This is a genomic window from Spirosoma humi, assembly GCF_054776575.1.
The window spans coordinates 1587355-1610745 of sequence record NZ_BAAHBR010000008.1 but is presented as its reverse complement, the minus strand read 5'-3'; the positions used below and the strand labels follow the sequence as shown (position 1 = coordinate 1610745).

At 51.7% G+C, this 23391-nt stretch carries 23 protein-coding genes; 16 read left to right on the top strand and 7 right to left on the bottom strand.

Annotation, left to right across the window (positions count from 1 at the left end; all coding sequences use genetic code 11):
• Positions 1-79: 79 nt before the first annotated feature.
• The 7 genes from aat to ACYU8Y_RS15345 all read left to right on the top strand — a co-directional run bounded on the left by aat (position 80) and on the right by ACYU8Y_RS15345 (position 4776).
• Entirely contained in the window at positions 80-703 is a 624-nt protein-coding gene (gene aat / locus ACYU8Y_RS15375) for a leucyl/phenylalanyl-tRNA--protein transferase (RefSeq protein ID WP_460938720.1), read from the top strand.
• Positions 704-743: 40 nt separating this feature from the next.
• Positions 744-1778 carry a glutamate 5-kinase gene (gene proB, locus ACYU8Y_RS15370; protein ID WP_460938718.1) on the top strand — a complete coding sequence of 345 codons (1035 nt, stop codon included), beginning with the start codon at positions 744-746 and terminating at the stop codon, positions 1776-1778.
• A 42-nt stretch (positions 1779-1820) separates the two neighbouring features.
• Positions 1821-2090 (top strand): hypothetical protein, encoded by a 270-nt coding sequence (locus tag ACYU8Y_RS15365; RefSeq protein WP_460938716.1) that lies wholly within the window; start codon positions 1821-1823, stop codon positions 2088-2090.
• A complete protein-coding gene (locus tag ACYU8Y_RS15360; protein WP_460938714.1) occupies positions 2087-2467 on the top strand; it encodes a toxin-antitoxin system TumE family protein in 381 nt (126 codons plus the stop codon). The genes ACYU8Y_RS15365 and ACYU8Y_RS15360 overlap by 4 nt, the downstream gene beginning before the upstream one ends.
• Before the next feature lie 2 nt (positions 2468-2469).
• The gene (locus tag ACYU8Y_RS15355) at positions 2470-3720 is read left to right on the top strand and encodes a glutamate-5-semialdehyde dehydrogenase (RefSeq protein ID WP_460938712.1); all 1251 of its coding nucleotides are present in this window, start codon (positions 2470-2472) and stop codon (positions 3718-3720) included.
• Between the two features lie 20 nt (positions 3721-3740).
• A complete protein-coding gene (locus ACYU8Y_RS15350) occupies positions 3741-4211 on the top strand; it encodes a hypothetical protein (protein WP_460938710.1) in 471 nt (156 codons plus the stop codon).
• Positions 4212-4527: 316 nt separating this feature from the next.
• Entirely contained in the window at positions 4528-4776 is a 249-nt protein-coding gene (locus tag ACYU8Y_RS15345; RefSeq protein ID WP_460938708.1) for a hypothetical protein, read from the top strand.
• Between the two features lie 80 nt (positions 4777-4856).
• Here ACYU8Y_RS15345 and ACYU8Y_RS15340 read toward each other — a convergent pair whose 3' ends face one another.
• The 4 genes from ACYU8Y_RS15340 to ACYU8Y_RS15325 all read right to left on the bottom strand — a co-directional run bounded on the left by ACYU8Y_RS15340 (position 4857) and on the right by ACYU8Y_RS15325 (position 9850).
• Positions 4857-6128 carry a replication-associated recombination protein A gene (locus ACYU8Y_RS15340; RefSeq protein WP_460938706.1) on the bottom strand — a complete coding sequence of 424 codons (1272 nt, stop codon included), beginning with the start codon at positions 6126-6128 and terminating at the stop codon, positions 4857-4859.
• Between the two features lie 202 nt (positions 6129-6330).
• The gene (locus tag ACYU8Y_RS15335; RefSeq protein ID WP_460938704.1) at positions 6331-6930 is read right to left on the bottom strand and encodes an RNA polymerase sigma factor; all 600 of its coding nucleotides are present in this window, start codon (positions 6928-6930) and stop codon (positions 6331-6333) included.
• A 105-nt stretch (positions 6931-7035) separates the two neighbouring features.
• On the bottom strand, positions 7036-8697 hold the full coding sequence (gene ade, locus ACYU8Y_RS15330) for an adenine deaminase (protein ID WP_460938702.1): 1662 nt from the start codon (positions 8695-8697) through the stop codon (positions 7036-7038).
• Between the two features lie 4 nt (positions 8698-8701).
• A complete protein-coding gene (locus tag ACYU8Y_RS15325) occupies positions 8702-9850 on the bottom strand; it encodes an acyltransferase family protein (protein WP_460939044.1) in 1149 nt (382 codons plus the stop codon).
• Positions 9851-10087: 237 nt separating this feature from the next.
• Here ACYU8Y_RS15325 and ACYU8Y_RS15320 point away from each other — a divergent pair, with 237 nt between their 5' ends.
• The 5 genes from ACYU8Y_RS15320 (at position 10088) to ACYU8Y_RS15300 (ending at position 16081) form a co-directional block, all read left to right on the top strand.
• Positions 10088-11752 carry a UxaA family hydrolase gene (locus tag ACYU8Y_RS15320; protein WP_460938700.1) on the top strand — a complete coding sequence of 555 codons (1665 nt, stop codon included), beginning with the start codon at positions 10088-10090 and terminating at the stop codon, positions 11750-11752.
• Positions 11753-11851: 99 nt separating this feature from the next.
• Positions 11852-12625, top strand: coding sequence for an SDR family NAD(P)-dependent oxidoreductase (locus ACYU8Y_RS15315; protein ID WP_460938698.1), 774 nt, complete (start codon positions 11852-11854; stop codon positions 12623-12625).
• Between the two features lie 100 nt (positions 12626-12725).
• Positions 12726-13583, top strand: coding sequence for a fumarylacetoacetate hydrolase family protein (locus ACYU8Y_RS15310; protein WP_460938696.1), 858 nt, complete (start codon positions 12726-12728; stop codon positions 13581-13583).
• Entirely contained in the window at positions 13580-14410 is an 831-nt protein-coding gene (locus ACYU8Y_RS15305; protein ID WP_460938694.1) for an amidohydrolase family protein, read from the top strand. Before ACYU8Y_RS15310 ends, ACYU8Y_RS15305 begins: the two co-directional genes overlap by 4 nt.
• 207 nt (positions 14411-14617) lie before the next feature.
• The gene (locus ACYU8Y_RS15300; RefSeq protein ID WP_460938692.1) at positions 14618-16081 is read left to right on the top strand and encodes a gluconokinase; all 1464 of its coding nucleotides are present in this window, start codon (positions 14618-14620) and stop codon (positions 16079-16081) included.
• Here ACYU8Y_RS15300 and ACYU8Y_RS15295 read toward each other — a convergent pair.
• Positions 16076-16588: a GNAT family N-acetyltransferase gene (locus ACYU8Y_RS15295; protein ID WP_460938690.1), complete on the bottom strand. Its 513-nt coding sequence runs from the start codon at positions 16586-16588 to the stop codon at positions 16076-16078. The two genes, ACYU8Y_RS15300 and ACYU8Y_RS15295, sit on opposite strands and share 6 nt — an antisense overlap.
• A 239-nt stretch (positions 16589-16827) precedes the next feature.
• Between ACYU8Y_RS15295 and ACYU8Y_RS15290 the strand changes: the two genes are divergently transcribed.
• The 4 genes from ACYU8Y_RS15290 to ACYU8Y_RS15275 all read left to right on the top strand — a co-directional run bounded on the left by ACYU8Y_RS15290 (position 16828) and on the right by ACYU8Y_RS15275 (position 22364).
• Positions 16828-18033 carry a glycosyltransferase family 4 protein gene (locus tag ACYU8Y_RS15290; RefSeq protein ID WP_460938688.1) on the top strand — a complete coding sequence of 402 codons (1206 nt, stop codon included), beginning with the start codon at positions 16828-16830 and terminating at the stop codon, positions 18031-18033.
• A gap of 144 nt (positions 18034-18177) precedes the next feature.
• Positions 18178-19506, top strand: coding sequence for a thioredoxin family protein (locus ACYU8Y_RS15285; RefSeq protein WP_460938686.1), 1329 nt, complete (start codon positions 18178-18180; stop codon positions 19504-19506).
• Between the two features lie 93 nt (positions 19507-19599).
• Entirely contained in the window at positions 19600-20169 is a 570-nt protein-coding gene (locus ACYU8Y_RS15280) for a low affinity iron permease family protein (protein WP_460938684.1), read from the top strand.
• A gap of 164 nt (positions 20170-20333) precedes the next feature.
• Complete coding sequence (locus ACYU8Y_RS15275; RefSeq protein WP_460938682.1) at positions 20334-22364, top strand: PAS domain-containing sensor histidine kinase; 2031 nt, start codon at positions 20334-20336, stop codon at positions 22362-22364.
• Here ACYU8Y_RS15275 and ACYU8Y_RS15270 read toward each other — a convergent pair.
• Positions 22351-22956, bottom strand: coding sequence for a biliverdin-producing heme oxygenase (locus ACYU8Y_RS15270; protein ID WP_460938680.1), 606 nt, complete (start codon positions 22954-22956; stop codon positions 22351-22353). The genes ACYU8Y_RS15275 and ACYU8Y_RS15270 overlap by 14 nt on opposite strands.
• The gene (locus ACYU8Y_RS15265; protein ID WP_460938678.1) at positions 22953-23384 is read right to left on the bottom strand and encodes a response regulator; all 432 of its coding nucleotides are present in this window, start codon (positions 23382-23384) and stop codon (positions 22953-22955) included. The genes ACYU8Y_RS15270 and ACYU8Y_RS15265 overlap by 4 nt, the downstream gene beginning before the upstream one ends.
• Between the last annotated feature and the right edge of the window lie 7 nt (positions 23385-23391).

Here is a 23391-nt window from a genome sequence, read left to right as displayed (position 1 = left end):
TGCCCGTTACCAGCCAGTCAGGACTTTCCGAAAAGTCCCTGAATGTTTTATCTTTGCTCAGTATACATCCACAAGTTTAATGGATAAGCTAACCGCCGACGATCTGGTTTACGGCTACATTAATGGTATTTTCCCTATGGCCGACGCCGACGGTACGCTTTACTGGTACGCGCCAGACCCCCGTGCCATTATTCCTTTGGCAACCTATAAACCAGCTAAATCGCTTCGTCCGGTTCTTAATCGCAATCAATTCGAGGTTCGCATCAATACCGCCTTCAATGAGGTGATGCATTTTTGTGCCATTCCCCGCTCGGACGATGATAGTGTCTGGATTTCGGAGGAAATTATCAGTGCGTATACCGAACTGCACCAGATGGGCCTGGCGCACAGCGTAGAAACGTATATAGACAACAGGTTGGTGGGTGGCCTTTACGGGGTGGCGCTGGGCAGTGCTTTTTTCGGCGAATCCATGTTCAACCGGGTGAGCAATGCCTCTAAGGTGGCCTTCCACCACCTGATTTTGCGTCTTCGCCAGCAACACTTCACCTTGCTTGACACCCAGTTTATCAATGACAATGTTCGCCGGTATGGCGCTATCGAAATTCCGAAAGCCGACTACCTGAAGCAGCTCAAAGCCGCCCTGCGCCAGAAAGCCCGTTTTGTGGAGCCAGTATCCGTGATTAAAAAGAACCCCGTTAGGTGAGTAGCGCGGTGATGCGGCCTTGGTCCGTATCTTTGCCGACATGAGAAAGCCCGTTCTTGTCCTTAAATTCGGTACGGCGTCCATTACCAAACCCAATGGCGAGCCGAATGAACCCGTAATGGTCGACATTGCCCGCCAGGTGGCCGCACTGCATCCATACTATCGAATTGTATTGGTATCGTCGGGGGCCGTTGGCGCCGGAAAATCCCTGATCCGGGAATACCGGGGCGACATTACGCAACGAAAAGCCGCTGCTGCCGTCGGCAACTTGCTGTTGCTTAACCAATATTCCCGCTTTTTCTCCATCTATGGCATTTCCATTGCCCAGAGCCTGTGCGAGCGTCATCACTTCGCCAACCGGGACCAGTTTCTGCAACTGAAGCAGACCTACGAAGAACTCTGGACCAACGATCTGATCCCGATTGCCAACGAAAACGATGTGGTCAGTAACCGCGAATTAAAATTTTCGGACAACGACGAACTGGCTACGCTTATTGCGGTCGGTTTTGGCGCCGAAGCCCTTATGCTTTGCACATCCGTGGGTGGTTTACTGGATGCTACCGGGCAGGTAATCAGACAAGTTACCAACTTTGATGAACGGGTATTCGGTGTTGTCCGAACGGACAAATCATCGCTGGGATTAGGCGGCATGGCCTCGAAACTAACGTTTGCCAAACTGGCGACCCGGATGGGCATTCGGGTCGTTATTTTCGGGTTGAGCGAACCGGACAGCATTAGCCGGGCGTTACGCCATGAAATTGGTACCGAGTTTACCCCACAGGCTACGGCTCTTTCTGCCCGAAACCGGTGGCTTGGCAGTGGCAGTCTGGCCGTGGGTCGTATTCAGATCGATGCGGGTGCTGTTCGGGCGCTGCAGCAACGGCGAAGTCTACTGGCCGTGGGGGTGAGAATCATTGTCGGCGAATTTGCAACGGGCGAAATGATTGAGATCACGGCCGAAGATCAAACAACGGTGGCCGTAGCCCGCGCCCGAATCTCGTCGGAAACCCTGGCGCAACAGCTTAACCAGCAAAACGTTGAGGTTGCCAATGCAAATGATATCGTACTTTTGTAGATCATTCTTTTTGATCATCTTTATGCTGAAACGCAATTCAATATGGTACAGGTAACGAAACAATCAGTGCAGCAGTGGATTATGTTTGACTATCTGTCAAAAAAACATCGCTTTCAGGATACGATCAATCAAATGGAGAGAAAATATGGAATGACTCTCCAAGAATTTGAAAAATACGTTGCCGCTGCCGAGAAAGAAGACGTTCAACAGTGGGATGATAACATTGAGTGGACAGCCGCTGTCGAAATGCTAGCTGACACACTCAGAAGTATTGAAGAAATTAAGCGTGGTGCTATTGAAATAGTAGAATGAGTAGTCAATACGCCCGTATACACCATATCTTGGATGATTTAGATAACTCGCCAATAATTAGCCAGTATGATGTTCTGAAATACGACCATACGGCCGTTAAATTCCAGCTAAGACTACGAATTGACTTTGTAGATCAATCGACTTTGTTTACAAATGAATATATAGGAGCGACGGTTAGAAAATATGCTTTTCATTGGCAGAGAAGCGATTTAGAAACACTTATTCGTTGGGACAATGCCCCACACTTCCCCAAATTGGCTTCTTTCCCTAATCATAAACACGACTATCGGCAAGGCGTAGAAGTTGTAACCGATAGTATCGACATTACGCTGATAGAGGTACTTGCCTACATTAATAATCAGCTCACGAACTTGTAATTATGACACCCATTACGCCCCTTCTTCAGGCCACTCAACAGGCCGCAGCCACCGTTCGGCGGCTCAGTCCAGCTCAGAAAACGGACATGCTCAATCGGCTGGCCGATGTGCTGGCCGAAAATACGGCTGAAATCCTGGCTGAAAACCAGAAAGACCTCGACCGGATGCCAGCGTCTGATCCAAAATACGACCGCCTGAAACTTACGGCAGACCGCGTTGCCGACCTCTCGGCAAGTCTGCGACAGGTAGCTATTTTGCCTGATCCGGCGAATGAGGTTCTGTTGGAACGTGGTATCGAACAGGGGCTTCAGCTTAAGAAAATCACCGTACCACTGGGCGTTGTGGGAGTCATCTATGAAGCGCGTCCGAACGTAACCGTCGATGTAGCATCGGTATGCTTGCGGTCAGGAAATGCGTGTGTTCTGAAAGGTGGTAAAGAAGCTGATTTCTCCAACCAATACCTGATCCGTCTTATCCAGCAGGTGTTGGTTGAATTTGACGTGCCGAAAGCCGCCGTTACGTTGCTTCCTCCCGACCGGGCGGTTGTCAACGAACTACTGACAGCCACGCGCTATGTCGACATTATTATTCCCCGTGGATCGGAGTCGCTGATTCAGTTCGTTCGCAAAAACTCGCTGGTACCGACCATCGAAACCGGTGCTGGTGTTTGTCATACGTACGTTGAAGAAAGTGCGGATCTGGCCAAAGCCGTTGCCATTGTTGTCAACGCCCGCGTTTCGCGGCCATCAGTTTGTAATTCGCTCGACTGTGTGCTGGTCGATGAAACCATTGCAGAGCGGTTTTTGCCCATGCTGACCGCCGACTTTGCTAAATGGAACGTTGAAGTCTTCGCCGACGAACTAAGTTATCCGATTTTTGAGAAAGCGGGTTACTCCAATCTGCAACACGCCCAACAGGAGGATTTCGGCCGTGAGTTTCTGGACTATAAATGTGCCGTAAAAGTGGTAGCTGGCCTGGACGAAGCGCTATCTCACCTTCAGACGTATTCTTCGCGCCATTCAGAAGCCATCCTGTCGCAGAATCAGGTGTTCATTGACCGGTTTTTGTTTGAGGTAGATGCGGCTGCGGTTTACGCCAATGCTTCCACTCGTTTCACCGACGGGGGCGTGTTTGGCCTCGGTGCCGAAATTGGCATCTCGACTCAGAAACTTCACGCCCGTGGGCCATTCGCCCTTGAAAAGCTGGTAACCGAAAAGTGGATTGTTGTCGGAGACGGACAGGTACGGTGGTGATTTAGACGCTAATAGTGGGCATGAACTGGCTACGATTCTTAATCCTGGGCACGGGTACACTGTCTGGTCAATGGGTTGATGCTCAATGCAGAATACTCTACCGAAGTCAGGAATTGGTCGTACAGCCCGATCAATACGTAGCCATTATACCCGATACAGCGGCTCAAATTACAGCGATTGAGTCGCGGGGTGTTTTGAGCAAATATTTACTTGTTCACTATGCGCACGCGAAGAGAAAGTTGCTTCTCAAGAGTAGTATATGGGGCTTCGTAGACAGCCGTCAAGCGGTGTGGCGATCCTATAACAAGGAACTCTTTCTTGTCCTTAACTATAATAGCAGCTGGGTCGAGTATGCCATTGAACGCCCGGTCGGGACCAGGCTTTCGGCTACTTACCCGGCGGTTATGTATAGCCGCACCCTGGATAGTGAGATCAAGTCAACGTGGAATGATGCGATAAAAGACGTTTCACCTGGTTATATAGTGCGTTGATCCATACCATTAGCTAGTACCTGGCTTGCCTGAGTGAGTCGCCATTGTAGCCCTAAATAAATTCAGAAGGGATGTCTTCGTTTAGTGATCCCATCCATCACCGGTCCATCAATAGCCGTCTCTTTATCTTTCCGAGGACGCTTGCAACCTCTTCCTAGCGCCGGGCCATACTAGCGTTTATCCTTATTTGAAGCCGTCATATTAGTTTACTTAAAATGCCAGATAATAAATATTATTACTATTTACGTATCATAACTATATTTAATTTAACAAATCATTTACTTTTATCAAAATTTACAACCCACCGTCTGGCTTTATGATGGACACCTATACCGCCATTTTTGGTGACCTGGCAGATGCGTACGTAAAAGTGCACAATCAAATTCCGGATGACAATACGCATCTTTTCAGGATATCTTCCGTAGGTCCTTATCTGGACTTACTGCCGATGTTATCCATTTTCCAAACCCACGGCGTCACTGTAGATCGCTTCATCGCAGAAACTACTCCAGATGGTGTGACGGTAGCGGTTCTGGTTCGTGACAGTTCCTATTGTCTACCCTGATCGCTCGTCAGTTGCTTAAAATATCGTCTGGTAAGACAGGAAATCGCTCACGCGTTACCCAGTCGGCACTACCATTTCGCTCAATACCCATACCAGTCCCCCCACCATTTCTGTAGGCTGCGTCGGATCTCAGCTTCTCGGGCATTCTGACCAGGATCGTATAGCCGACGCCCTTTCAGATCATCAGGCAGAAAGTTTTGCAGCGCAAAATTACCTTCGTAGCCGTGGGCGTACTGGTATTCTTTTCCGTAGCCAATCTCTTTCATCAGCTTCGTGGGAGCATTCCGCAGGTGCAGCGGCACGGGCAGGTGCGCCGTTTGCTCAGCCAACGCAATGGCCTCGTCGATAGCCACATAACTCGCATTGCTCTTGGGCGACGTGGCCAGATACACCGCCACCTGCGACAGAATAATCCGGCCTTCCGGCATCCCGATCGCCCGAATAGCCTGCACGGCTTCCGATGCCATAATCATGGCCGTGGGGTTGGCGTTACCGATATCTTCAGAAGCCATGATCAGCATTCGCCGGGCAATAAAAATTGGATCTTCACCGGCCACGATCATGCGGGCCATCCAATACAAAGCCGCGTTTGGGTCGGAGCCCCGCAAGGATTTGATAAAGGCGGAAATAATGTCGTAATGCTGTTCTCCCGACTTATCATAACGGGCAATGTTCTGTTGGGCAACGGCGGTTACACCCGCGTCAGTGATAATTAACGGGTCGGCAGCAACATGGGCCGAAGCCACCAGCTCCAGCAAATTGAGCAGTTTACGTCCGTCACCACCCGACAGCCGCAATAACGCATCGTATGATTCGACTTTAATTTGTTTTGACCGAAGAAACGTGTCCTGCGCAATGGCCCGGTCGATAAGCTGGATTAACTCTTCCCGATTAAGCCCTTCCAGCACGTAAACCTGGCATCGTGACAACAGGGCACTGTTTACTTCAAAAGAAGGGTTTTCGGTGGTAGCCCCGATAAGGGTAATCTGACCTTTTTCAACAGCCCCCAGCAGGGCATCCTGCTGACTTTTATTGAATCGGTGAATTTCATCAATGAACACCACCGGCGAGAAAAGACCGCTTGGCCGACTCAACACATCCCGAATTTCCTTGACGCCTGAGTTGATGGCGCTCAGGGCAATAAAAGGGCGCTTAACAGCCTCGGCCAATAACAACGCCAGGGTTGTTTTGCCAACGCCCGGCGGTCCCCACAAAATCATGGATGGCAGACGCCCCGATTCTACGGCTCGCCGGAGAGCACCCGATGGACCAATGAGCTTACGTTGACCAATTACATCGTCGAGAACGCGGGGACGAACCCGCTCAGGCAAGGGTGTTGAGTCTGTATTCATTCAGCGAAGTTACCCGAACCACAGAGTCTTTACAAAACGAAATTTGGTTAGACAACCCTTCCACCGCCCCTGCTGCATCTACGTTCATAGACGGTGTTTGACGGCTGAGCCGGGCGCTGGTCAGTCTAAAAAAATGACAAATAAAAATCCCGATAACTGGCTTACAGCTATCGGGATTGAAAAAATTTAGGGCTATACAGCGTCAGAGCGACACATTTTCGAGCGTGACATAACGCTTGAGGTTGCTCATGGCACCAAAGATCAGGTTATAAACGGATTGGATATTGATTTCCATGAGCGAAGAAATTTCTTCATTGCTCATGTTCTGAAAATACCGAAGATGAACAGCTTCACGCTGACGGCGGGGAAGTTTGTCGAGGGCCTGATGCAGGCAATCCGTCATAAACGAATCTTCCTCGTGGGCAATCAATAGGTTTTCGTGCGATGGATCAGCCCCGGGCAACGTATCACCAACGCGTCGGCCATTGATCATATCATCCTGACTAACTAGCTTCTGCTCAGCCGTTAAGTGCCGAACCAGCTTGCGCTTGATGGAAGCCATCAGGTAAAAGCGTACGGAGGTTGTTGGGCCAATAGTGGTCCGGTGTTTCCACAATTCAACAAACAGATCGTGAATACAATCTTTAATCAAGGCGCGGTCCGTAGCAAAGTGGGCGCAGTAGTGGTAGAGAGTTTGAACATAATTTTGATACAATCGGGCAAACGCATTTTCATCGCCACCGCGAAACTGATTCCAGAGGGTTTCGTCGTCGGGGCCGGTTTGGGAGCGTGAGCGGGCCATAGTCGGTAAGTGAGAGATTAAGGTTAGGAATAGCCTTGAGGAGTGTAAACGTACCCATAAAAAATAGAATTTAAAACAGTTAGCAAATAAAATTTTTTATTGGGGCTATTTAACTATTTGAAGAGGGGTAAAACCAAACATTCGCCCATCGAATAATCCTTTATCACTCAATTTTAGCGAAGGAATAACAAGCAATGCCATAAAAGATAGGGTCATGAAAGGGGCCGCCAGCGTACTTCCCAACACGTGCTTGGCAAACTGGTCAAGTGCCGCATACTGCCCGGCTACCACATACCCGTCTGTATCCGTCATGAGTCCCGCCACGGGAAGAGGCAACAGCAGCGATTCGGCTATTTCATGTTCACGACTCACCCCGACGGCCGATAAACCACCTTTTGCCTCGATGACCAGGTTGATCGCCCGGCATAGGCTCTCGTCATCGCAGCCAACGGCCGTAATGTTATGCGAATCGTGCCCAACGGACGACGCGATAGCGCCCTGTTTCAAACCCACATTTTTAATAAAGGCTACGGCCGGAGGTGTGTCCTGGTACCGATTAACGACAACCAGTTTCAGAATATCACGGGTCGTGTCAGGGACAATCTGTCCATTTTCGATTTTAGCGTCCTGCTGCAGTTCATTGGTAATGAGCTGCCCATCAAGCGCTTCGATAACCCTGATGAGCGGATCGCCTGCCGAACGATCGGCTTTCACCGCAAAATCAGCCGGCGTTTTAGGCGAGCAGTTAAATTGATTGACATGATCGCTCCGCCAGTCTGGGATCATCGATTGGCCATTCTGGGCAACGATCTCTCCGTTAATTACCGTTTGCTGTACACGCAATTCGGTCAAATTCGTGACGACGATATAATCGGCGGGGTCACCCTCACGCAACAGCCCGACCGGTAGCCGATAATGAAGTACCGGATTCAGGCAAGCCGCCCGTAAGACCTGCCAACGTGAGTGGCCTTTTTCCAGCGCCCGCACCACCAACTGGTTAATGTGCCCTTCGGCCAGGGTATCGGGGTGTTTATCGTCCGAGCAGAACATGATTTGCGTAGGAAACTCGGCCAGTAGCGGGATGAGGGCTTCGAAGTTACGGGCCGCGCTCCCCTCCCGAATCAGAATATTCATGCCCCGTTGCGCCTTGTCCAGCCCTTCCTCGTAGGTAAAACATTCGTGGTCGGTGCTGATACCGGCATCCATGTATCGCTGTGCATCATTGCCGGTCAGGCCGGGGGCATGACCATCGACTGGTTTGTTGAACGCTTTGGCCAGAGCGATTTTGGCCATCATGTCGGGGTCCTCGTGCAGCACACCCGGAAAGTTCATCACCTCGGCCAGGTAACCAATTTCCTTCATGGCCAGTAAAGTTCTGATATCCTGGGCGCTGATCGTCGCACCGGCCGTCTCGAAGGGCGTGGCAGGAACGCACGAAGGAGCACCGAACATAAACTTGAACGGCACTCGACGGGCTTCGTCAACCATGTAATTGACGCCCGCAACGCCTAACACGTTTCCAATCTCGTGCGGGTCCGATACGGTGGCAACCGTTCCATGAACCACCGCCAGACGCGCAAACTGTGGCGGTGTGAGCAGGGAACTCTCCACGTGGACGTGTGCATCCACAAAGCCCGGCAATACATACGGTTCGCCGGGACGTTCAGCACCCAGCCGATCAATCTGAGCAATACGGCCATTTTCAACCGAGATTGTACCGTAAGAAATTGTCTGATCGAACAGATTCAGAATGTTAGCGCTGAGCATGTAGTTAGATACGAATAAAGAGTTTCCGGCGGTACATCCACCGAAGGATTAAGTAAAAAATGCCTAACGTGACCAAACCCACCAGCAGTTGTTCATAGGCAGGCCCCAGTATCAGAAAAGGGCCTTTTCCCAGATGGGTATACAGCGATGTGACAATGAACCGGTCAATCAAATGCACCAGGCAGTAGATGGCAATGGAATTCATGCCAACCACGATGAGGGGAAAGGCCCAGCTTTGTTTATTGGCAACATCGATAATGCCGTAGAAAAGGGCGAGCAACCAGAAACACCAGCCACCGCTGAACAGCACCCAGGCAGGAGTCCAGATGCGCTTTACAACCGGACAGATACCCAACACGTGCAGGAGAACACCAGCGGCTAGGCCAATGGCCCCGGCGATCAAAAATCGCTTGATAAGCTCGTGCTGCGCTATCCCCGACCGTAGCCACCGCCCCGCCTGCAGACCCAGCAACATCGTGCCCAGGGTTGGAATAAAACTCAGGGTGGCATACCCGCCCCCGTTGAACAGAAACGGTTTTTCCCGGGGAAACAGATTGAGAAACCAGGTGTCGAACGCCCAGGCCAGGTTACTGTTTTTGTTAAAATGAGCCATCAGTTCGCTATAATGCTCCGGCCAGTCTGCCGGAACACCAACAGCGGCATATGGAAAATCAGCACCGGGGGCGGGGTAGAGAACGAAGGCCAGCCAATACCCAACCAGAATGGCAATCAGGGCCAGCCAGATCGTTCGGACGTTGGCTTTGCCCAATAAGAACAGAAACGGATACCCAAGCCCAATCTGCGTCAGTGTATCTTCAAACGTAAAATTTGTCTGACTGGCGTGGGTCGACCGCAAAAAAATCCCCAGCAGAATCAAGATTAGTGACCGACGTAGCGCTCGGCCAAATTGTGCAGCCGACGACTGGCCCAACTCGGCCCGGCTGGCCATTGAATACGGCAGCGCCACCCCAACCAGAAACGAGAACGACGGCTGAATAAGGTCGTGCAGTGAACAGCCCGCCCACGCGACATGGCTTTGATGATGGGCCAGAAAAGCCCAGAAGCTACTCTTGGGAAACGCTTCGTGCAGTTGCTCGAATTGCAGCATCTCGGCTGCCATCAGTGTCATCACAAAGCCCCGATAGGCATCCATGGACATCAGGCGTCCGGGCCACGAAAGGCCGGGCCACGCATGACCGGCCTTTCGTGGCCCGGACGTAAAATCGGTTTGGGGAGTAGACAATGAGGAGGGCATGATCAAGGTAGGAATTCAAGTATCAAAACTTGGCATTGGCCGCCACATTCGCAATAGAGTTGAACAAAGTTTTTACCTGAGGTGGTATATTTATGTCCATTTCGACTTACCGACTTATAACTTATTTATTATCAGATGCCTGCCCGCGTGTTAAAAGTTCATCCTGCCGATAACGTCATTGTTGCGTTGCGTAACCTGGCCGCCGGAGAACAAATTGAATTCGATAATACAACGTATGACTTACCCTATGCCGTTGGCGCCAAGCATAAATTTGTAACCGAAGACCGGCAACCCGGCGATCCCATTACCATGTATGGCGTGTTGGTTGGCAAGGCGACCCAGGCCATTCGACGGGGCGAACCCATCACGACGTTCAACCTGAAGCACGACGCCGACCGCTACGGTCTTGATAAAAAGCAGCCCTACGCCTGGCAGCCCCCCAATGTTTCGGCCTGGGCCGATCGGACGTTTATGGGGTATCACCGGGCCGATGGCAGCGTCGGGACGCGCAACTACTGGCTGGTTGTTCCCCTGGTCTTCTGCGAAAACCGGAACGTTCTCATTCTTAAAGATGCTTTCGAGCGCGAGCTTGGCTACGCCCAACCCGACACGTACCGGACGCAGGTGCATGAACTACTGAGCCTTTACAAAGCTGGCGAAATGGATATTGCCAGAAAGATGGAGCCTTTCGTCGATGAGTCGCAGATACGAACCATTCACCATCAGCAAAATCGTCCCTTCCATCATATTGATGGCATTAAATTTTTGACCCACGAAATGGGGTGTGGCGGTACCCGCCAGGATTCAGGCTATCTGTGCTCCTTACTGGCCGGGTTCATCAACAATCCCAACGTGGCCGGGGCAACGGTACTTAGCCTAGGTTGTCAGCATTTGCAGGCCGATATGATTTCGGCCGAGATCAAGCGGCAGAACCCGAAGTTCAACAAACCCCTGCTTCTGTTCGAACAACAGGCGGGCACGGAATACGCGTTGATGTCGCAGGCCGTCAAGGAAACCTTTCTTGGCCTGGTCGAAGTCAATAAACTTGAGCGGAAACCCGCCCCCCTCAGTGCCTTGACGGTTGGGTTAAAATGTGGTGGCTCCGACGGATTTTCCGGCATTTCGGCCAACCCCGCCCTCGGACAGCTATCGGATATTATCGTGACCTTGGGTGGCAAAACGGTTCTGGCCGAATTTCCCGAACTCAACGGTGTGGAGCAGGAACTGATCAACCGTACCGACGATACCGCCAAAGCGCAGAAATTCATCACGCTAATGAGCGACTACTCGGCGCAGGCCGAAGCGGCCGGGTCGGGCTTCGATATGAATCCCTCGCCGGGCAATATTAAAGATGGCCTCATTACGGATGCCATCAAATCGGCAGGGGCAGCCAAAAAAGGAGGCACCGCGCCCGTCGCCGATGTGCTGGACTATGCCGAACCCGCCACCACATCCGGCCTTAATTTGCTCTGCACACCGGGCAACGACGTTGAAGCCACAACGGGCATGGCGGGTTCGGGCACCAACGTTATTGTTTTTACAACGGGACTCGGAACACCAACCGGCAACCCCGTTTGTCCTGTCGTGAAGGTGTCGACGAATACGACGCTCAAAAACCGGATGCCCGATGTTATTGACTTCGACAGCGGCCCCGTCATCGATGGCGAACAAAGCATCGAACAAAATGCCCACGCCATGCTCGAGTACATTATCCGGCTGGCATCCGGCGAGGAAATTACCCAGGCCGAACGGCTGGGTCAGGATGATTTCATTCCCTGGAAACGGGGCGTTTCACTATAAATTAGCGAAAGAGCGAATGAGTGAAAGAGCGAATTCTCACTGGTACGCCAGCCTGCTTTTCGCTCTTTCATTCTTTCGCTCTTTCACTTCCTTCTCTCTATGTTCTCTCTCAAAAACAAAACGGCGCTTGTTACAGGCGGAGCCAGCGGTATCGGGCTGGCTATTTCTCAGGCGTTTGCCCAGGCTGGCGCCAGTGTTCATATTCTGGAAATCAACGGCGACTTAGCCCAACAGGTTGCCAATGACATCACCGCATCCGGCGGCCAGGCCCAGGCGCATACGATCGATGTATCGGATCAGGCGCAGGTGGTTGACCTAGTCGGAAAAATTGCTCAGCAGTCGCCCATTCACATTCTGGTCAACAACGCGGGAGTCGCGCACATTGGGAAAGCCGACACAACGGAAGAGGCTGACTTCGACCGGATTTTCCGCATCAACATCAAGGGTGTTTATAACTGTCTGTATGCTATCATTCCGCATTTAAAGGCCAATGGCGGTGGGGTCATTCTGAACATGGCGTCGGTAGCAGCCTCGGTGGGTATCCCCGATCGGTTTGCGTATTCGATGAGCAAAGGAGCCGTACTGACCATGACGCTGTCAGTGGCGAAAGATTATCTGCCTGATAATATCCGGTGCAACTGCATTTCGCCCGCGCGGGTCCATACGCCTTTCGTCGATGGGTTTCTAGCCAAAACCTACCCCGGTCAGGAAGCCGAAATGTTCGAGAAATTGTCGAAAACGCAACCCATTGGCCGGATGGCCGAACCCAAAGAAGTTGGTGCACTGGCGCTGTATTTATGCTCCGACGAGGCAGGTTTTACGACCGGCTGCGACTATCCATTGGACGGCGGCTTTATTCGACTCAATAATTAATACGGGTTCTGTTTACTTTTTCTCGCATAGACCAGGTTTTCGTCAGAATGGTTAAACTTGCGGCCTAATCTACTTTTCGTTCAAAGAATCTCTCTCCTGCATGAAACTCTTCCGCTTCGGCTCGCCCGATCACGAACATCCTGGTGTTGTGTTATCCACCGGTCAGCATATTGACGTCACCCACTTTGGCGAAGATTACGACGAATCGTTCTTCGCCACCAACGGCCCCGAACGACTCACGCACTGGCTTTCGGCGCACGCCCAAAACTGTCCTGAAGTATCGGCCGATACGCGGTTTGGCCCTTGTGTCAAGCGCCCGTCAAAAATCGTTTGCGTTGGCCTCAACTACGCCAAACATGCAGCAGAGACCAATGCGCCCAGCCCGGCAGAACCTATTTTGTTCTTTAAGTCGACAACGGCCCTCTGCGGACCCAATGACAACGTAGTTATTCCGAAACGGTCCGAAAAAACAGACTGGGAAGTTGAGCTGGCCATCATTATTGGCAAACGCGCCAGCTATGTCGAGTTGGATGAGGCCATGGATTACATCGCGGGTTATGCCCTGCACAACGACTATAGCGAACGGGCCTGGCAACTGGAGCGGGGCGGCCAATGGGTGAAGGGCAAAAGTGCCGATACGTTTGCGCCACTGGGACCTTACCTGGTTACGACCGAGGAAGTTCCGAATCCAAATGCGCTGAATTTATGGCTCAAGATCAACGGGGAGGAGTTGCAGAATTCCAACACCGACGATATGATTTTCAACGTGCCAACGCTGGTCAGTTACATCAGTCAGTTTATGACGCTGCTACCTGGTGATGTCATTTCGACGGGAACGCCCGCGGGTGTTGGCCTGGGTCTGAAACCTCAACGCTACCTCAAACCAGGGGATGTAGTTGAGTTAGGCATCGAGGGGCTGGGCGAGCAGAAACAGACCGCCGTTTCGTTTCATTCATGACAATCGACGCTCACCAGCATTTCTGGCTTTTCGACCCGGTGCGGGATAACTGGATCACAGATGACATGGCTAGCCTTCGACGGGATTTCCTGCCCGCCGATCTGGAACCGATTCTGCAACAAAATGGCATCGACGGCTGCGTAGCGGTTCAGGCATCACAATCGGAGGCTGAGACGACCTTTCTGGTTCGCATGGCGCAGGCCTACGACATCGTTAAAGGGGTGGTCGGCTGGGTCGATTTACAATCGGCGCAGTTGCCCGACCGCTTGCAGGAGCTATCGCAATACGAAGAGATCAAAGGGTACCGGCACGTAGCCCAGGCCGAACCGGACGATTTCCTGACGCGACCAGCCGTCGTCGAGGGCATTCGTCAACTGGCCAGCTTCGGCCTGACCTACGACATTCTGATTTATCCAACGCAGTTGAAGGCAGCCCTGCATCTGGTACGAAGCGTTCCTGAAGTCTCTTTCGTGATTGACCATTTGGCCAAACCTTACATCAAGAAACGGGAGATTAGCCGCTGGTCGAATTTTATGACCGAGATCGCCAAGAACAAACACGTTTCCTGCAAACTTTCGGGCATGGTTACTGAAGGGGACTGGCAGAACTGGAGCAAAAAAGATTTTTTTCCGTACATGGATGTCATCTTCGAGACCTTTGGTCCCGACCGGATTATGTTCGGTTCCGACTGGCCGGTCTGTCTGGTAGCTGCCGATTACACCCAGGTGAAAACGCTGGTCGAAGACTACGTTAGTGACTGGGGCGAGGAGGTTCGGGCAAAAGTTTTCGGAGCAAATGCCGTATCTTTTTACAAGTTGCCTGCGTAGAGAGATCTTGTCAAAGCTGTTTACATTTTCGCTTTAGTACTAGATTTGTCATTCTGAGGCAGGAGGAATCTTCGGTAGGTGTAGAAAATTAAGGCTAATACCAAAGATTCCTCCTGCCTCGGAATGACAAATTCATTTATTTCAACTCTTTTCAGAAGTTAACCAGCTTCATCAAGCGATTCGCTGACTTTTTTGATTCCCTACCTTATGGATTGTTTCGTTGGCGTTGATGTTGGCACCACCAATATAAAAGCACTGGCTATGCCATCAGATCTAAGCCAGATTCTGGCCCATGCCTCTGTCTCGCTTACGACCCTCGCCCCTCAGCACGGCTATGCCGAGCAGGACCCCGCCGAGATTTGGTCAGCTTTTAGTCAGGTCATCAGCGAAGTAAACAAAGAGCTAACGCAGGCCGGTCACACCGTTACGCACGTCGCTTTCTGCACGGCTATGCACAGCCTGCTCCCTATGGATGCCGATGGATCGCCACTGGATAATGCCATTCTCTGGTCCGACAACCGGGCCGAAGAACAGGCCAATACCTTACGAAGCACGCAGGCCGATTTGGGAAAAGCGATTTATGCCGAAACAGGTACGCCCCTCCACCCCATGATTCCGCTTTGTAAACTAGCCTGGATGCGCGAAAATGACCCGCGGGAACTGCGCCGGACGGCCCATTTCGGGTCCATCAAGGAGTTTTTGTGGCACAAGCTGACGGGTGAGTTCGAAGTCGATTACTCCATTGCCACGGCCACGGGGCTTTTCAATGAGAGCAAACGCGACTGGAGCGAACTAGCCATGAAATTTGCCGGTGTCCGGGCCGATCAGTTATCGACTCCTGTCGCCACGACCCACCAGCGCCCGTATCAGCCCCGCCCGGAAACGGCCGGTACAGGATTGCCAGAAGGTGTTTCGCTGCTCATTGGCGCGTCGGATGGGTGCCTGGCCAATCTGGGGGCGGGCGCGATAAAAAAAGGAACGGCTACCCTCACCATTGGTACCAGCGGAGCCATCCGGCAAACCGTCCGGAAACCATTGCGCGATGCCGAAGTTCGCCTGTTCTGCTACTACCTCGATGAAGGGTATTATGTTGTTGGCGGGCCTACCAACAATGGCGGCAACGTGCTGGAATGGGTAACCGAAAAGCTTACGGAACAGGATACCGACGCCGTTTTAGCCGAAGCCGCAACGGTTCCGCCCGGCTCAGATGGACTGTTATTTCTTCCCTACCTTCAGGGCGAACGGGCACCTTTGTGGAATGCCTCCGTCCGGGGGGCTTACCTGCACGTAGACTGGCTGCACACGCGGGCTCATTTCGTTCGGGCATCACTGGAAGGGGTACTTTTCAACCTACTCAGCATAAACGAGTTATTGACACAGCACACCGGTCCGGCACGAGTTATTCACGCCAATGGAGGCTTTGCCCAATCGGACCTGTGGGTGCAGATGCTGGCTGATATGGCCGGCATTCCCGTTCGGCTCAACGCCAGTAACGAAAGTGGCTCCATGGGCGCTATCCTGCTTACCATGAAAGCAACGGGCGTGGTGAAAACGCTGGATGAAGCCGCTGAACGAGTGGCTTTTGGCCGTACGTATCAGCCCGACCTTGACCGGCACACGACCTACCGGAAAGCCTTCGACAAGTGGGAAGAAGCCCTGAAAAAATTATAGCTCAACAGGCGGTGAACCAAATAGCAGACTCTCTTCGCCGTCGGCCCTAACGCTGATCCTACGCTCTAAACGAAGCCCTAATTTTTCAAGCAGGCGAATCGAATACTGGTTGGTCGGCAGCGTAATCCCAACGATGCGCGTCAGCCCCAGTACGTCCCGTGCGTATTTCATTACGGCCGTGGCCGATTCGAACCCATACCCTTTGCCAGCGAAATCGGGTAGAAAAGCAAACCCAATGTCAGGGGCGTCTACCGAGTCACGCTTAAACAAACCACAGAGACCAATGGGCTGCCCATTGGTCTTTAGCTTTACCAGGTATGGCCCAAAACCATGCTGTTGGTAGCTGTTCTGGGCACCAGCCAAGATATAAGTCTGTGCATCGGACAGCGTTCGTACTCCCCTATCTCCAATAGACTGAGTCCAGGAAGGTGTATTGAGCAGTGTCAGAATGAAGGGGGCGTCTTCAACTGAAAATTTATCGAGTATTAATCGGTCTGTTTCAATCATCGTGATTTATCGGATATATAAGGTATTTAGCCCTTAAAACGATCACCTTTTTTCATACAAAAGTATACCTATACTAAACGAATAAGGCAAGACTGTAAAAATCAAGCTTTAAGACCAGAAACAAAACTGACTAAAGGGAAAGTATGCAGTCTAAAAAATAAACCATTCCGTGTATCAGTCGATTAGCAAACGAATCAGTACGGTTTTCGCATCGGCCCGGCACGCTGCTACCCATAAATATGCTAACCAAAGTAAAAGTTCTTCTAGCCATTCGTCAGGGGCAAATTGGCGGAGGGGAAAGTCATGTACTCAATTTGGTACACTTCTTAAACAAAGAACAGTATGAACCCATAGTCCTGTCGTTCACGCCCGGCCCTATGGTTGACAAACTCAGAGAAAATGGCATAACTACATACGTTATCGAGGGAAAGAGCCCGGTTAATTATCCGATGTGGAAACAGGTAAAGGCGCTGTTGCAGAACGAGAAGATCGATCTGATACACGCCCACGGTACCCGGGCAGCGATGAATATCATTTGGGCCGCCAAACAATGTAAAATTCCGGTCATCTATACCGTACACGGCTGGTCGTTTCACTCGGATCAGTCGTTTCTGGTGAAAACGGCCCGGATACTGGCCGAACGAAAATTGACCCGCTGGTCTCATCTGACCATCACCGTATCAGATTCCAATCACCATACGGGCCAGCAACTGATCAAAGGATTTCAGTCGAGGGTGATTTTCAACGGGATTGACATGACCCGCTTCTGCCGGGATCAACCGTTCAACGACATTCGGGCATCCTACAACATACCGGCTACCCACATAGTCGTTGTTTTTATGGCCCGTATGACGTTGCAGAAAGATCCGATTACGATGGTTCAGGCTTTTAAATACGTGGCCGATAAACACCAGGACATCACCCTGCTGATGATTGGTCAGGGCGATCTGGATCAGGATGTGCTGGACGCTATTAAGCAAAATGGGCTTCAGGAACGCGTCATCCGCGACGGTTTCCGACTCGATGTTGCCGACATACTCCATGCCAGTGATATTTATTGCCTGCCCTCGCACTGGGAAGGTCAGCCCATCGGCTTGATTGAAGCGATGGCCATGGGGAAAGCGGTTATCGCTACGCATGTCGATGGCTCGAAGGAATTGGTGCAGGATGGCATCAACGGGCTTTTGATCGACCCTCAGCAGCCGAAGCAGCTTGCGAAGGCACTAGAGCGGCTCTATACAGACCATAGCCTGCGACAAGAAGTAGCGGAGCAGGCCTATCACCTGAGTAGGGAGCGCTACGATGCCGCTTACATGGCCGACTACATTGAAGACGCTTATGAAACCGTATTGACGCAAACCAGACCCGACTATTTACAGCCATCTACGCCCCAAAGCAGCCGCCTGAAAAAAGATACACTTGCCGATCTGGAAATGCAGCCGTAACCAACTATTCTCGTCTCATTCAGCTTCAGCAAGCTTACTGTCTTGCCCGATCGGGCTCTGACCTGTCACAGTAAATTCAGACGCCCCAGCTAGCCTTCTGGTCAAAAGAGTTATCTTTCCACCTTCTGGCAATAGCTTGTTTGAATGAAATCACTAGACTTAAGGCGGTCATTATACCTTATCATGCTTGTGGGCTTCGGCACATCGGTTCGGGCTACGGCTGCCCCGACCGACGAGCTGCCGGGCGTCACGTTTTTGAAAGGCTCTTGGAAAGAGGCCCTGACCGAGGCCAAACGGCAGAATAAACCCATCTTTCTGGATGTGTTTACGAACTGGTGTCCACCCTGCAAACGAATGGCGAAGGAAGCCTTCCCCAATGCCAGGGTAGGCACCAAATTCAATGTCCATTTTATTAATTATCAGTTGGATGCCGAAAAAGGTGAAGGCATCGCCATTGCGAAACAGTATGCGGTAGCCAGTTACCCGACAGCGTTGTATATAGCCCCTAACGGCGAACTCGTTCACCGATCGGTAGGCTACGGTGGCGTTAAGGCGATGCTTGATCAGGCTGATCTTGTATTAGCCATGCCTCCTTTGAAAATAACCCTCGCCAAAGGAGACAAAGACTATGCGCAGGGCAAGCGAGACCCGGACTTCCTGAAACGTTACCTGAAAACCCGGCAATCGCTCAACCGGCCTACCAATGATGTGCTGGATGCTTACCTGGACGCTCTACCCGAATCCGAACGAACAACGCCGGAAGCCCTATCGTTCGTAGCCCATACGCTTCACTCATCCGATACCAAGGCGTTTGGCTACCTGCTCAAAAACCGTCCTTCTGCATTAACGTCCGACCCCATCAACCAAAGCCTGGCGCGGACTATTGTTGGAGCGACCTACCGCGTACTCGATAGCGAGTTCCGACAAGCCTGCGCTACACATGACGAGGTCCTGCTGGAAAGCGTAATTGCCGGTAGTGAGCGAAACACAGCCTCTATCCATCCACTGGCTATACGGCAGGACGCGCAGGAGGAAGCCGCCACCCACTACAGGCTGGCGTTTTATGAAGCGACCAGAAACTTCGTGCGATACCGGGCCCTTTCGGGTCCTGTAGCAGCCAATCTGTTGATAAGCCAATCCGTCAATGAGGTGCAAAAAACGGATTCGGCAGGCGCTGTACGAATAAAGAATGCGCTGGCCTTATTACCCGACTCGCTCAGAAATAGCCTGCCCGCTACCCTGGACGAAAAGCTGCTGACAAACAAACCTATGTCGTGGAAAGTAGCGAATTCACTTCATGAAATTGCTCGTACGTATTTGGCATTGGGGACATCACCAACTGACTGGAATCCAGCCCTGATGTGGATGGAACGGGCCCTAACCTTACACCGGACGCCGGACTACGTAAATACCTATGCTGCTCTGCTCAAAAAACTGGGGCGAACAGACGATACCCTTAATGTACAGAAATAAAGTCCACAACTGGTTCAGTACACATACTCAAAATCAGGCAGGCATTCAATCGAAAATCCTGACCAGCAACGCATTAAACAACTCACCAAACTTATGAATAAGAATTCATTCACCCGCCACTTCGAGAAGTTCGCTTCCAGAGCCACGCAAGCCACAGGTTCCTCAGCCGCTTTCCTGCTGGCCCTGGCAACGATTGTTGTCTGGGTTATCACGGGGCCTATTTTCGGGTATTCAGATACGTGGCAATTGGTCATTAACACCGGCACGACCATCATTACGTTTCTGATGGTTTTCCTGATTCAGAAATCGCAGAATAAAGATTCCATGGCCATGCAGATCAAACTCAACGAACTGATTGCAGTGAATACCAAAGCCAGCAACCGCCTGTTGAATGTCGAGGATCTGACAGAAGCCGAACTCCACGCGCTGCACCAGTTTTTCGGCAAATTGGTCGAAAAGGCAAAAACGGAAGCCAATCTATCGGAGTCGCACTCGGTAGAAGAGGCCGAGGAAATTCACGAAGACAAAATTGAAGCCTTACAGCAAAGGCAGGCTGCTTACCGAAAAGAAAGATCGACCCGGCAAGCAGGCTCGTCAACCAACCAGAAACAAGCCCAGCAACCGCGGGCAGGCCGAAAAAAGACCAGCGACGAGCGCCTGTAAACGGGTGGCCGGGCCCCTTTACAAAACAATTTTCCCCCTTTAGTTTTATTATTGTTTATGTAAGTAGGATTTTTGCCAAGAGCCATACCTCGCTTTCTGTTTGTATGCGACCTATTGATCTTACTCCAACGGCTCTGGCAGTCCTTTTTCGCTATTCTTAACGCATGAATCAGCCCTTTGCTGCTCAACCCACCCCGTTAGCGCCCATTGACGAAACGTTACTCCGGCGTTCATACGATCAGTTGCAAACAGCCCTAAGCATTGGTCTGATTGCCACTTGGTTCTGGGACATTGGCACCGATAGAGTAAGTGGTGACTTAAACCTGCTTCGTCTGTTCGGCGTCGACGAACAGGCGGGCACCGACGGCCTTCCGCTGAGTGCGTTTATCAATGCAATTCATCCGGAGGATCAGCAACGCGTGATGAGCCTCATTGACGAAGCGATTCGTTCGGGCAATACCTACGAGGCCGAATACCGGATTAGCCTCCATGGCCAGACAAAATGGGTACTCGCCCGAGGGCAGGGTATTTACAACAGCAATCAGCAGCCCCTTACCCTATCCGGCGTACTGGTCGATGTTACCGATCGGAAACAGGTCGAACTGCATTCGCAAATCGTTGAAGCGAGCTTCCGGCTATCGCTTGAAGCTGCCCGGATGGGTACCTGGGAGTACCGGCTGCTAACCGACGAACTGATCTGGTCTGACCGGACCAAAGAACTCTTTGGTCTTCCGGCCTCAGCGTCGGTTGACTATCGTATTTTTTTGCAGGCCCTGCATCCTGACGATCGGGAAGCAACGGACCAGACTATTCAGGCCGTTCTCCAGCCAAGTAGTTCGGGCCGCTTTGACTATGAGTACCGGACAATAGGTATCAACGACGGCCAGCTACGCTGGATTCGGGCCAACGGACAAACGTTTCGTAACGACCAGGGCGTTGTCCATCAGTTCATTGGTACGGTAATCGACATTACGTCCGATAAAGAAACCGAAACCCTTCTGCAACAGCGCGTCGAGGCACAAACGCGTACGCTGGAACAACAGGCCCATCAGCTACGCACTACGCTGGATGCTTCGATCAATAGCATTATAGCCATGACCGCCCTGCGCGACGAGACCAATACGATCGTTGATTTTATGATGGATAACGCCAATGCTGCGGTTATCAAAAGTAATTTTATGACACCCGATCAGATTATTGGCCGCACGTTACTGACGGTCTTTCCCGGCAACAAGGAAAATGGTTTCTTCGACCTGTATATACGGGTTGTCGAAACGGGTAATCCGGAGCAAAGCAGCCAATACTACCGCGACGAGTTTGGGCTTGAAGGCTGGTTCGAAGTGTCGGCAGTTAAACAGGGCGATAACGGTGTCGTCGTCACCTATAACAACATTACCGAACGGAAGCAGGTCGAGCTAGCGGCCAGACAGCAGGCGAAGGAGCTCAAAGAAGCCAATACCGAGCTTCAGCGCTCCAACGAAAGTCTCCAGCAGTTTGCCCATATCGCGTCGCATGACTTGCAGGAACCGCTCCGGCGCATTCAGGCATTCAGCGACATTCTGCAAAATCAGTTTCTAGACAGCCTGTCTGATGGAGAGCGGGATATGGTCCGGCGAATTCAGCGATCGGCCCAGCGGATGCAATTGCTCATTAAGGACTTGCTCCTCTACTCTCAGCTTAGTACCCAGCGCGACTCCTTTACGGTTATTCCGCTCACCAATGTGCTGCAGGATGTTACGGCCGACCTGGAAATGACTATTGCCGAGAAACAAGCCACTGTCGATGTCTCTACCCTACCCAGCGTATCCGGAAATGCATCACGGCTGCGGCAGCTTTTCCAGAACCTGATCACCAACGCCCTCAAGTTTGGCCGGTCGGGCGTGTCCCCGCTGATTCAAATTCGTTCCCGTCTGGCAAACTCCGACGAACTCCCGGCCCTATTGACCGATCAGGCCGAACATCCGTTCTGGCTCATTACGGTCACTGACAATGGTATTGGATTCGATGAGCGCTACAAAGACCGGATTTTCAGCCCGTTTCAACGACTGCACAATCCGACTACCTACAGCGGTACGGGCATTGGTCTGGCCATTTGCCAGCGGGTGGCCGAAAGTCACGGGGGAGCCATTGACGTAACCAGCCAGGATGGGCTGGGCTCGACATTCAAAGTCTTTCTGCCCGTTATTGCTGACTAGCTGAACACGTGAATGCCGCCGATCTGGTAGCCGAAAAAATGGATTGATAGATCCTGAATGTTTCGTCGGCCGCAGCCACTACCTCATCGGCATGGGGCGTACCCTGCTGGCTCAGAAAGGTGCCGAACGTCTTCCAGTTTCTTCCTAAAGCCGAGCCATATCCCTGGTAAAACCGTCCCCCCTGCGCCAGTAAGGGTCTGATTGCTTCGTTTTGCTGCAGCATCCGTCCAATTACCGTTCCACCCAGCATGGAGCCTTCGCCTACGTAAGCTGCGCCCAGCAACGAAACGGGCGACCAACCCACGAACAGTTCGGGCATACGCACGGATTGGTCTTGCGTCAAATAGGCCAGATCGGCCAGCAACCAGGGCGTTTTCCGACGAACGTCCGGCTCGTATTCGCGAAAAAAATCACCATTACGATCAATTGCCTTTTCCAGTGCTTGATGAAAGACCAGGTGAGTCCGCACCAGATGGTTATACTCATCGGTCGAGAGGGTCCCGTTTTGCAGCGCTTCCGTATAAAAAAGTTGTTCGGTCTGTTCATGCAACGGGCGGGTTTCCTGTCTCAGTCGCTCCAGTAAGTTCGTCATTTATAATTTGTTCGAGTATTATTTCCCAGCCAGAAATCACACAGTTTTTTGAGCACCTCGCCCATTTCCTGATAGCTTCCTGGCTTCACCACATACGCATTGACACCCGCGTCGTAGGCTGATTTGATATCGTTTGGGTTGTCAGATGTGCTGAACGCAACAATGGGTATGTGCCGCGTCCGGTCGAGTGCCCGTGCCTGTGCAATGACCTCAAATCCACTGGTACCGTCCAGGTTCAAATCCATGAGAACCAGTTTAGGTAGCTTACTGCGTTGTTGCTCGTATCGCCCGTTCCCTGCCAGATAGTCGATGGCTTCTGATCCGCTGCTAATAACGGTATAGGTAATGGGCCGGTCTAATTTACGGATCAGGCGACTGAAGATATCCGCATCGTTCGGGTCATCTTCAACGTACAGTACGTCTACCATGAGCTTA

Bases quoted from the DNA above. Each gene is read 5' to 3' on its own strand.
- ACYU8Y_RS15285 (WP_460938686.1), top strand. From the start codon at position 18,178: ATGAAATCACTAGACTTAAGGCGGTCATTATACCTTATCATGCTTGTG.
- ACYU8Y_RS15290 (WP_460938688.1), top strand. From the start codon at position 16,828: ATGCTAACCAAAGTAAAAGTTCTTCTAGCCATTCGTCAGGGGCAAATT.
- ACYU8Y_RS15350 (WP_460938710.1), top strand. From the start codon at position 3,741: ATGAACTGGCTACGATTCTTAATCCTGGGCACGGGTACACTGTCTGGT.
- ACYU8Y_RS15360 (WP_460938714.1), top strand. From the start codon at position 2,087: ATGAGTAGTCAATACGCCCGTATACACCATATCTTGGATGATTTAGAT.
- ACYU8Y_RS15295 (WP_460938690.1), bottom strand. From the start codon at position 16,588: ATGATTGAAACAGACCGATTAATACTCGATAAATTTTCAGTTGAAGAC.
- proB (WP_460938718.1), top strand. From the start codon at position 744: ATGAGAAAGCCCGTTCTTGTCCTTAAATTCGGTACGGCGTCCATTACC.
- ACYU8Y_RS15265 (WP_460938678.1), bottom strand. From the start codon at position 23,384: ATGGTAGACGTACTGTACGTTGAAGATGACCCGAACGATGCGGATATC.
- ACYU8Y_RS15280 (WP_460938684.1), top strand. From the start codon at position 19,600: ATGAATAAGAATTCATTCACCCGCCACTTCGAGAAGTTCGCTTCCAGA.
- ACYU8Y_RS15365 (WP_460938716.1), top strand. From the start codon at position 1,821: ATGGTACAGGTAACGAAACAATCAGTGCAGCAGTGGATTATGTTTGAC.
- ACYU8Y_RS15340 (WP_460938706.1), bottom strand. From the start codon at position 6,128: ATGAATACAGACTCAACACCCTTGCCTGAGCGGGTTCGTCCCCGCGTT.
- ACYU8Y_RS15315 (WP_460938698.1), top strand. From the start codon at position 11,852: ATGTTCTCTCTCAAAAACAAAACGGCGCTTGTTACAGGCGGAGCCAGC.
- ACYU8Y_RS15335 (WP_460938704.1), bottom strand. From the start codon at position 6,930: ATGGCCCGCTCACGCTCCCAAACCGGCCCCGACGACGAAACCCTCTGG.
- ade (WP_460938702.1), bottom strand. From the start codon at position 8,697: ATGCTCAGCGCTAACATTCTGAATCTGTTCGATCAGACAATTTCTTAC.
- ACYU8Y_RS15270 (WP_460938680.1), bottom strand. From the start codon at position 22,956: ATGACGAACTTACTGGAGCGACTGAGACAGGAAACCCGCCCGTTGCAT.
- ACYU8Y_RS15355 (WP_460938712.1), top strand. From the start codon at position 2,470: ATGACACCCATTACGCCCCTTCTTCAGGCCACTCAACAGGCCGCAGCC.
- ACYU8Y_RS15275 (WP_460938682.1), top strand. From the start codon at position 20,334: ATGAATCAGCCCTTTGCTGCTCAACCCACCCCGTTAGCGCCCATTGAC.
- ACYU8Y_RS15310 (WP_460938696.1), top strand. From the start codon at position 12,726: ATGAAACTCTTCCGCTTCGGCTCGCCCGATCACGAACATCCTGGTGTT.
- ACYU8Y_RS15305 (WP_460938694.1), top strand. From the start codon at position 13,580: ATGACAATCGACGCTCACCAGCATTTCTGGCTTTTCGACCCGGTGCGG.
- aat (WP_460938720.1), top strand. From the start codon at position 80: ATGGATAAGCTAACCGCCGACGATCTGGTTTACGGCTACATTAATGGT.
- ACYU8Y_RS15300 (WP_460938692.1), top strand. From the start codon at position 14,618: ATGGATTGTTTCGTTGGCGTTGATGTTGGCACCACCAATATAAAAGCA.
- ACYU8Y_RS15345 (WP_460938708.1), top strand. From the start codon at position 4,528: ATGATGGACACCTATACCGCCATTTTTGGTGACCTGGCAGATGCGTAC.
- ACYU8Y_RS15320 (WP_460938700.1), top strand. From the start codon at position 10,088: ATGCCTGCCCGCGTGTTAAAAGTTCATCCTGCCGATAACGTCATTGTT.
- ACYU8Y_RS15325 (WP_460939044.1), bottom strand. From the start codon at position 9,850: ATGGATGCCTATCGGGGCTTTGTGATGACACTGATGGCAGCCGAGATG.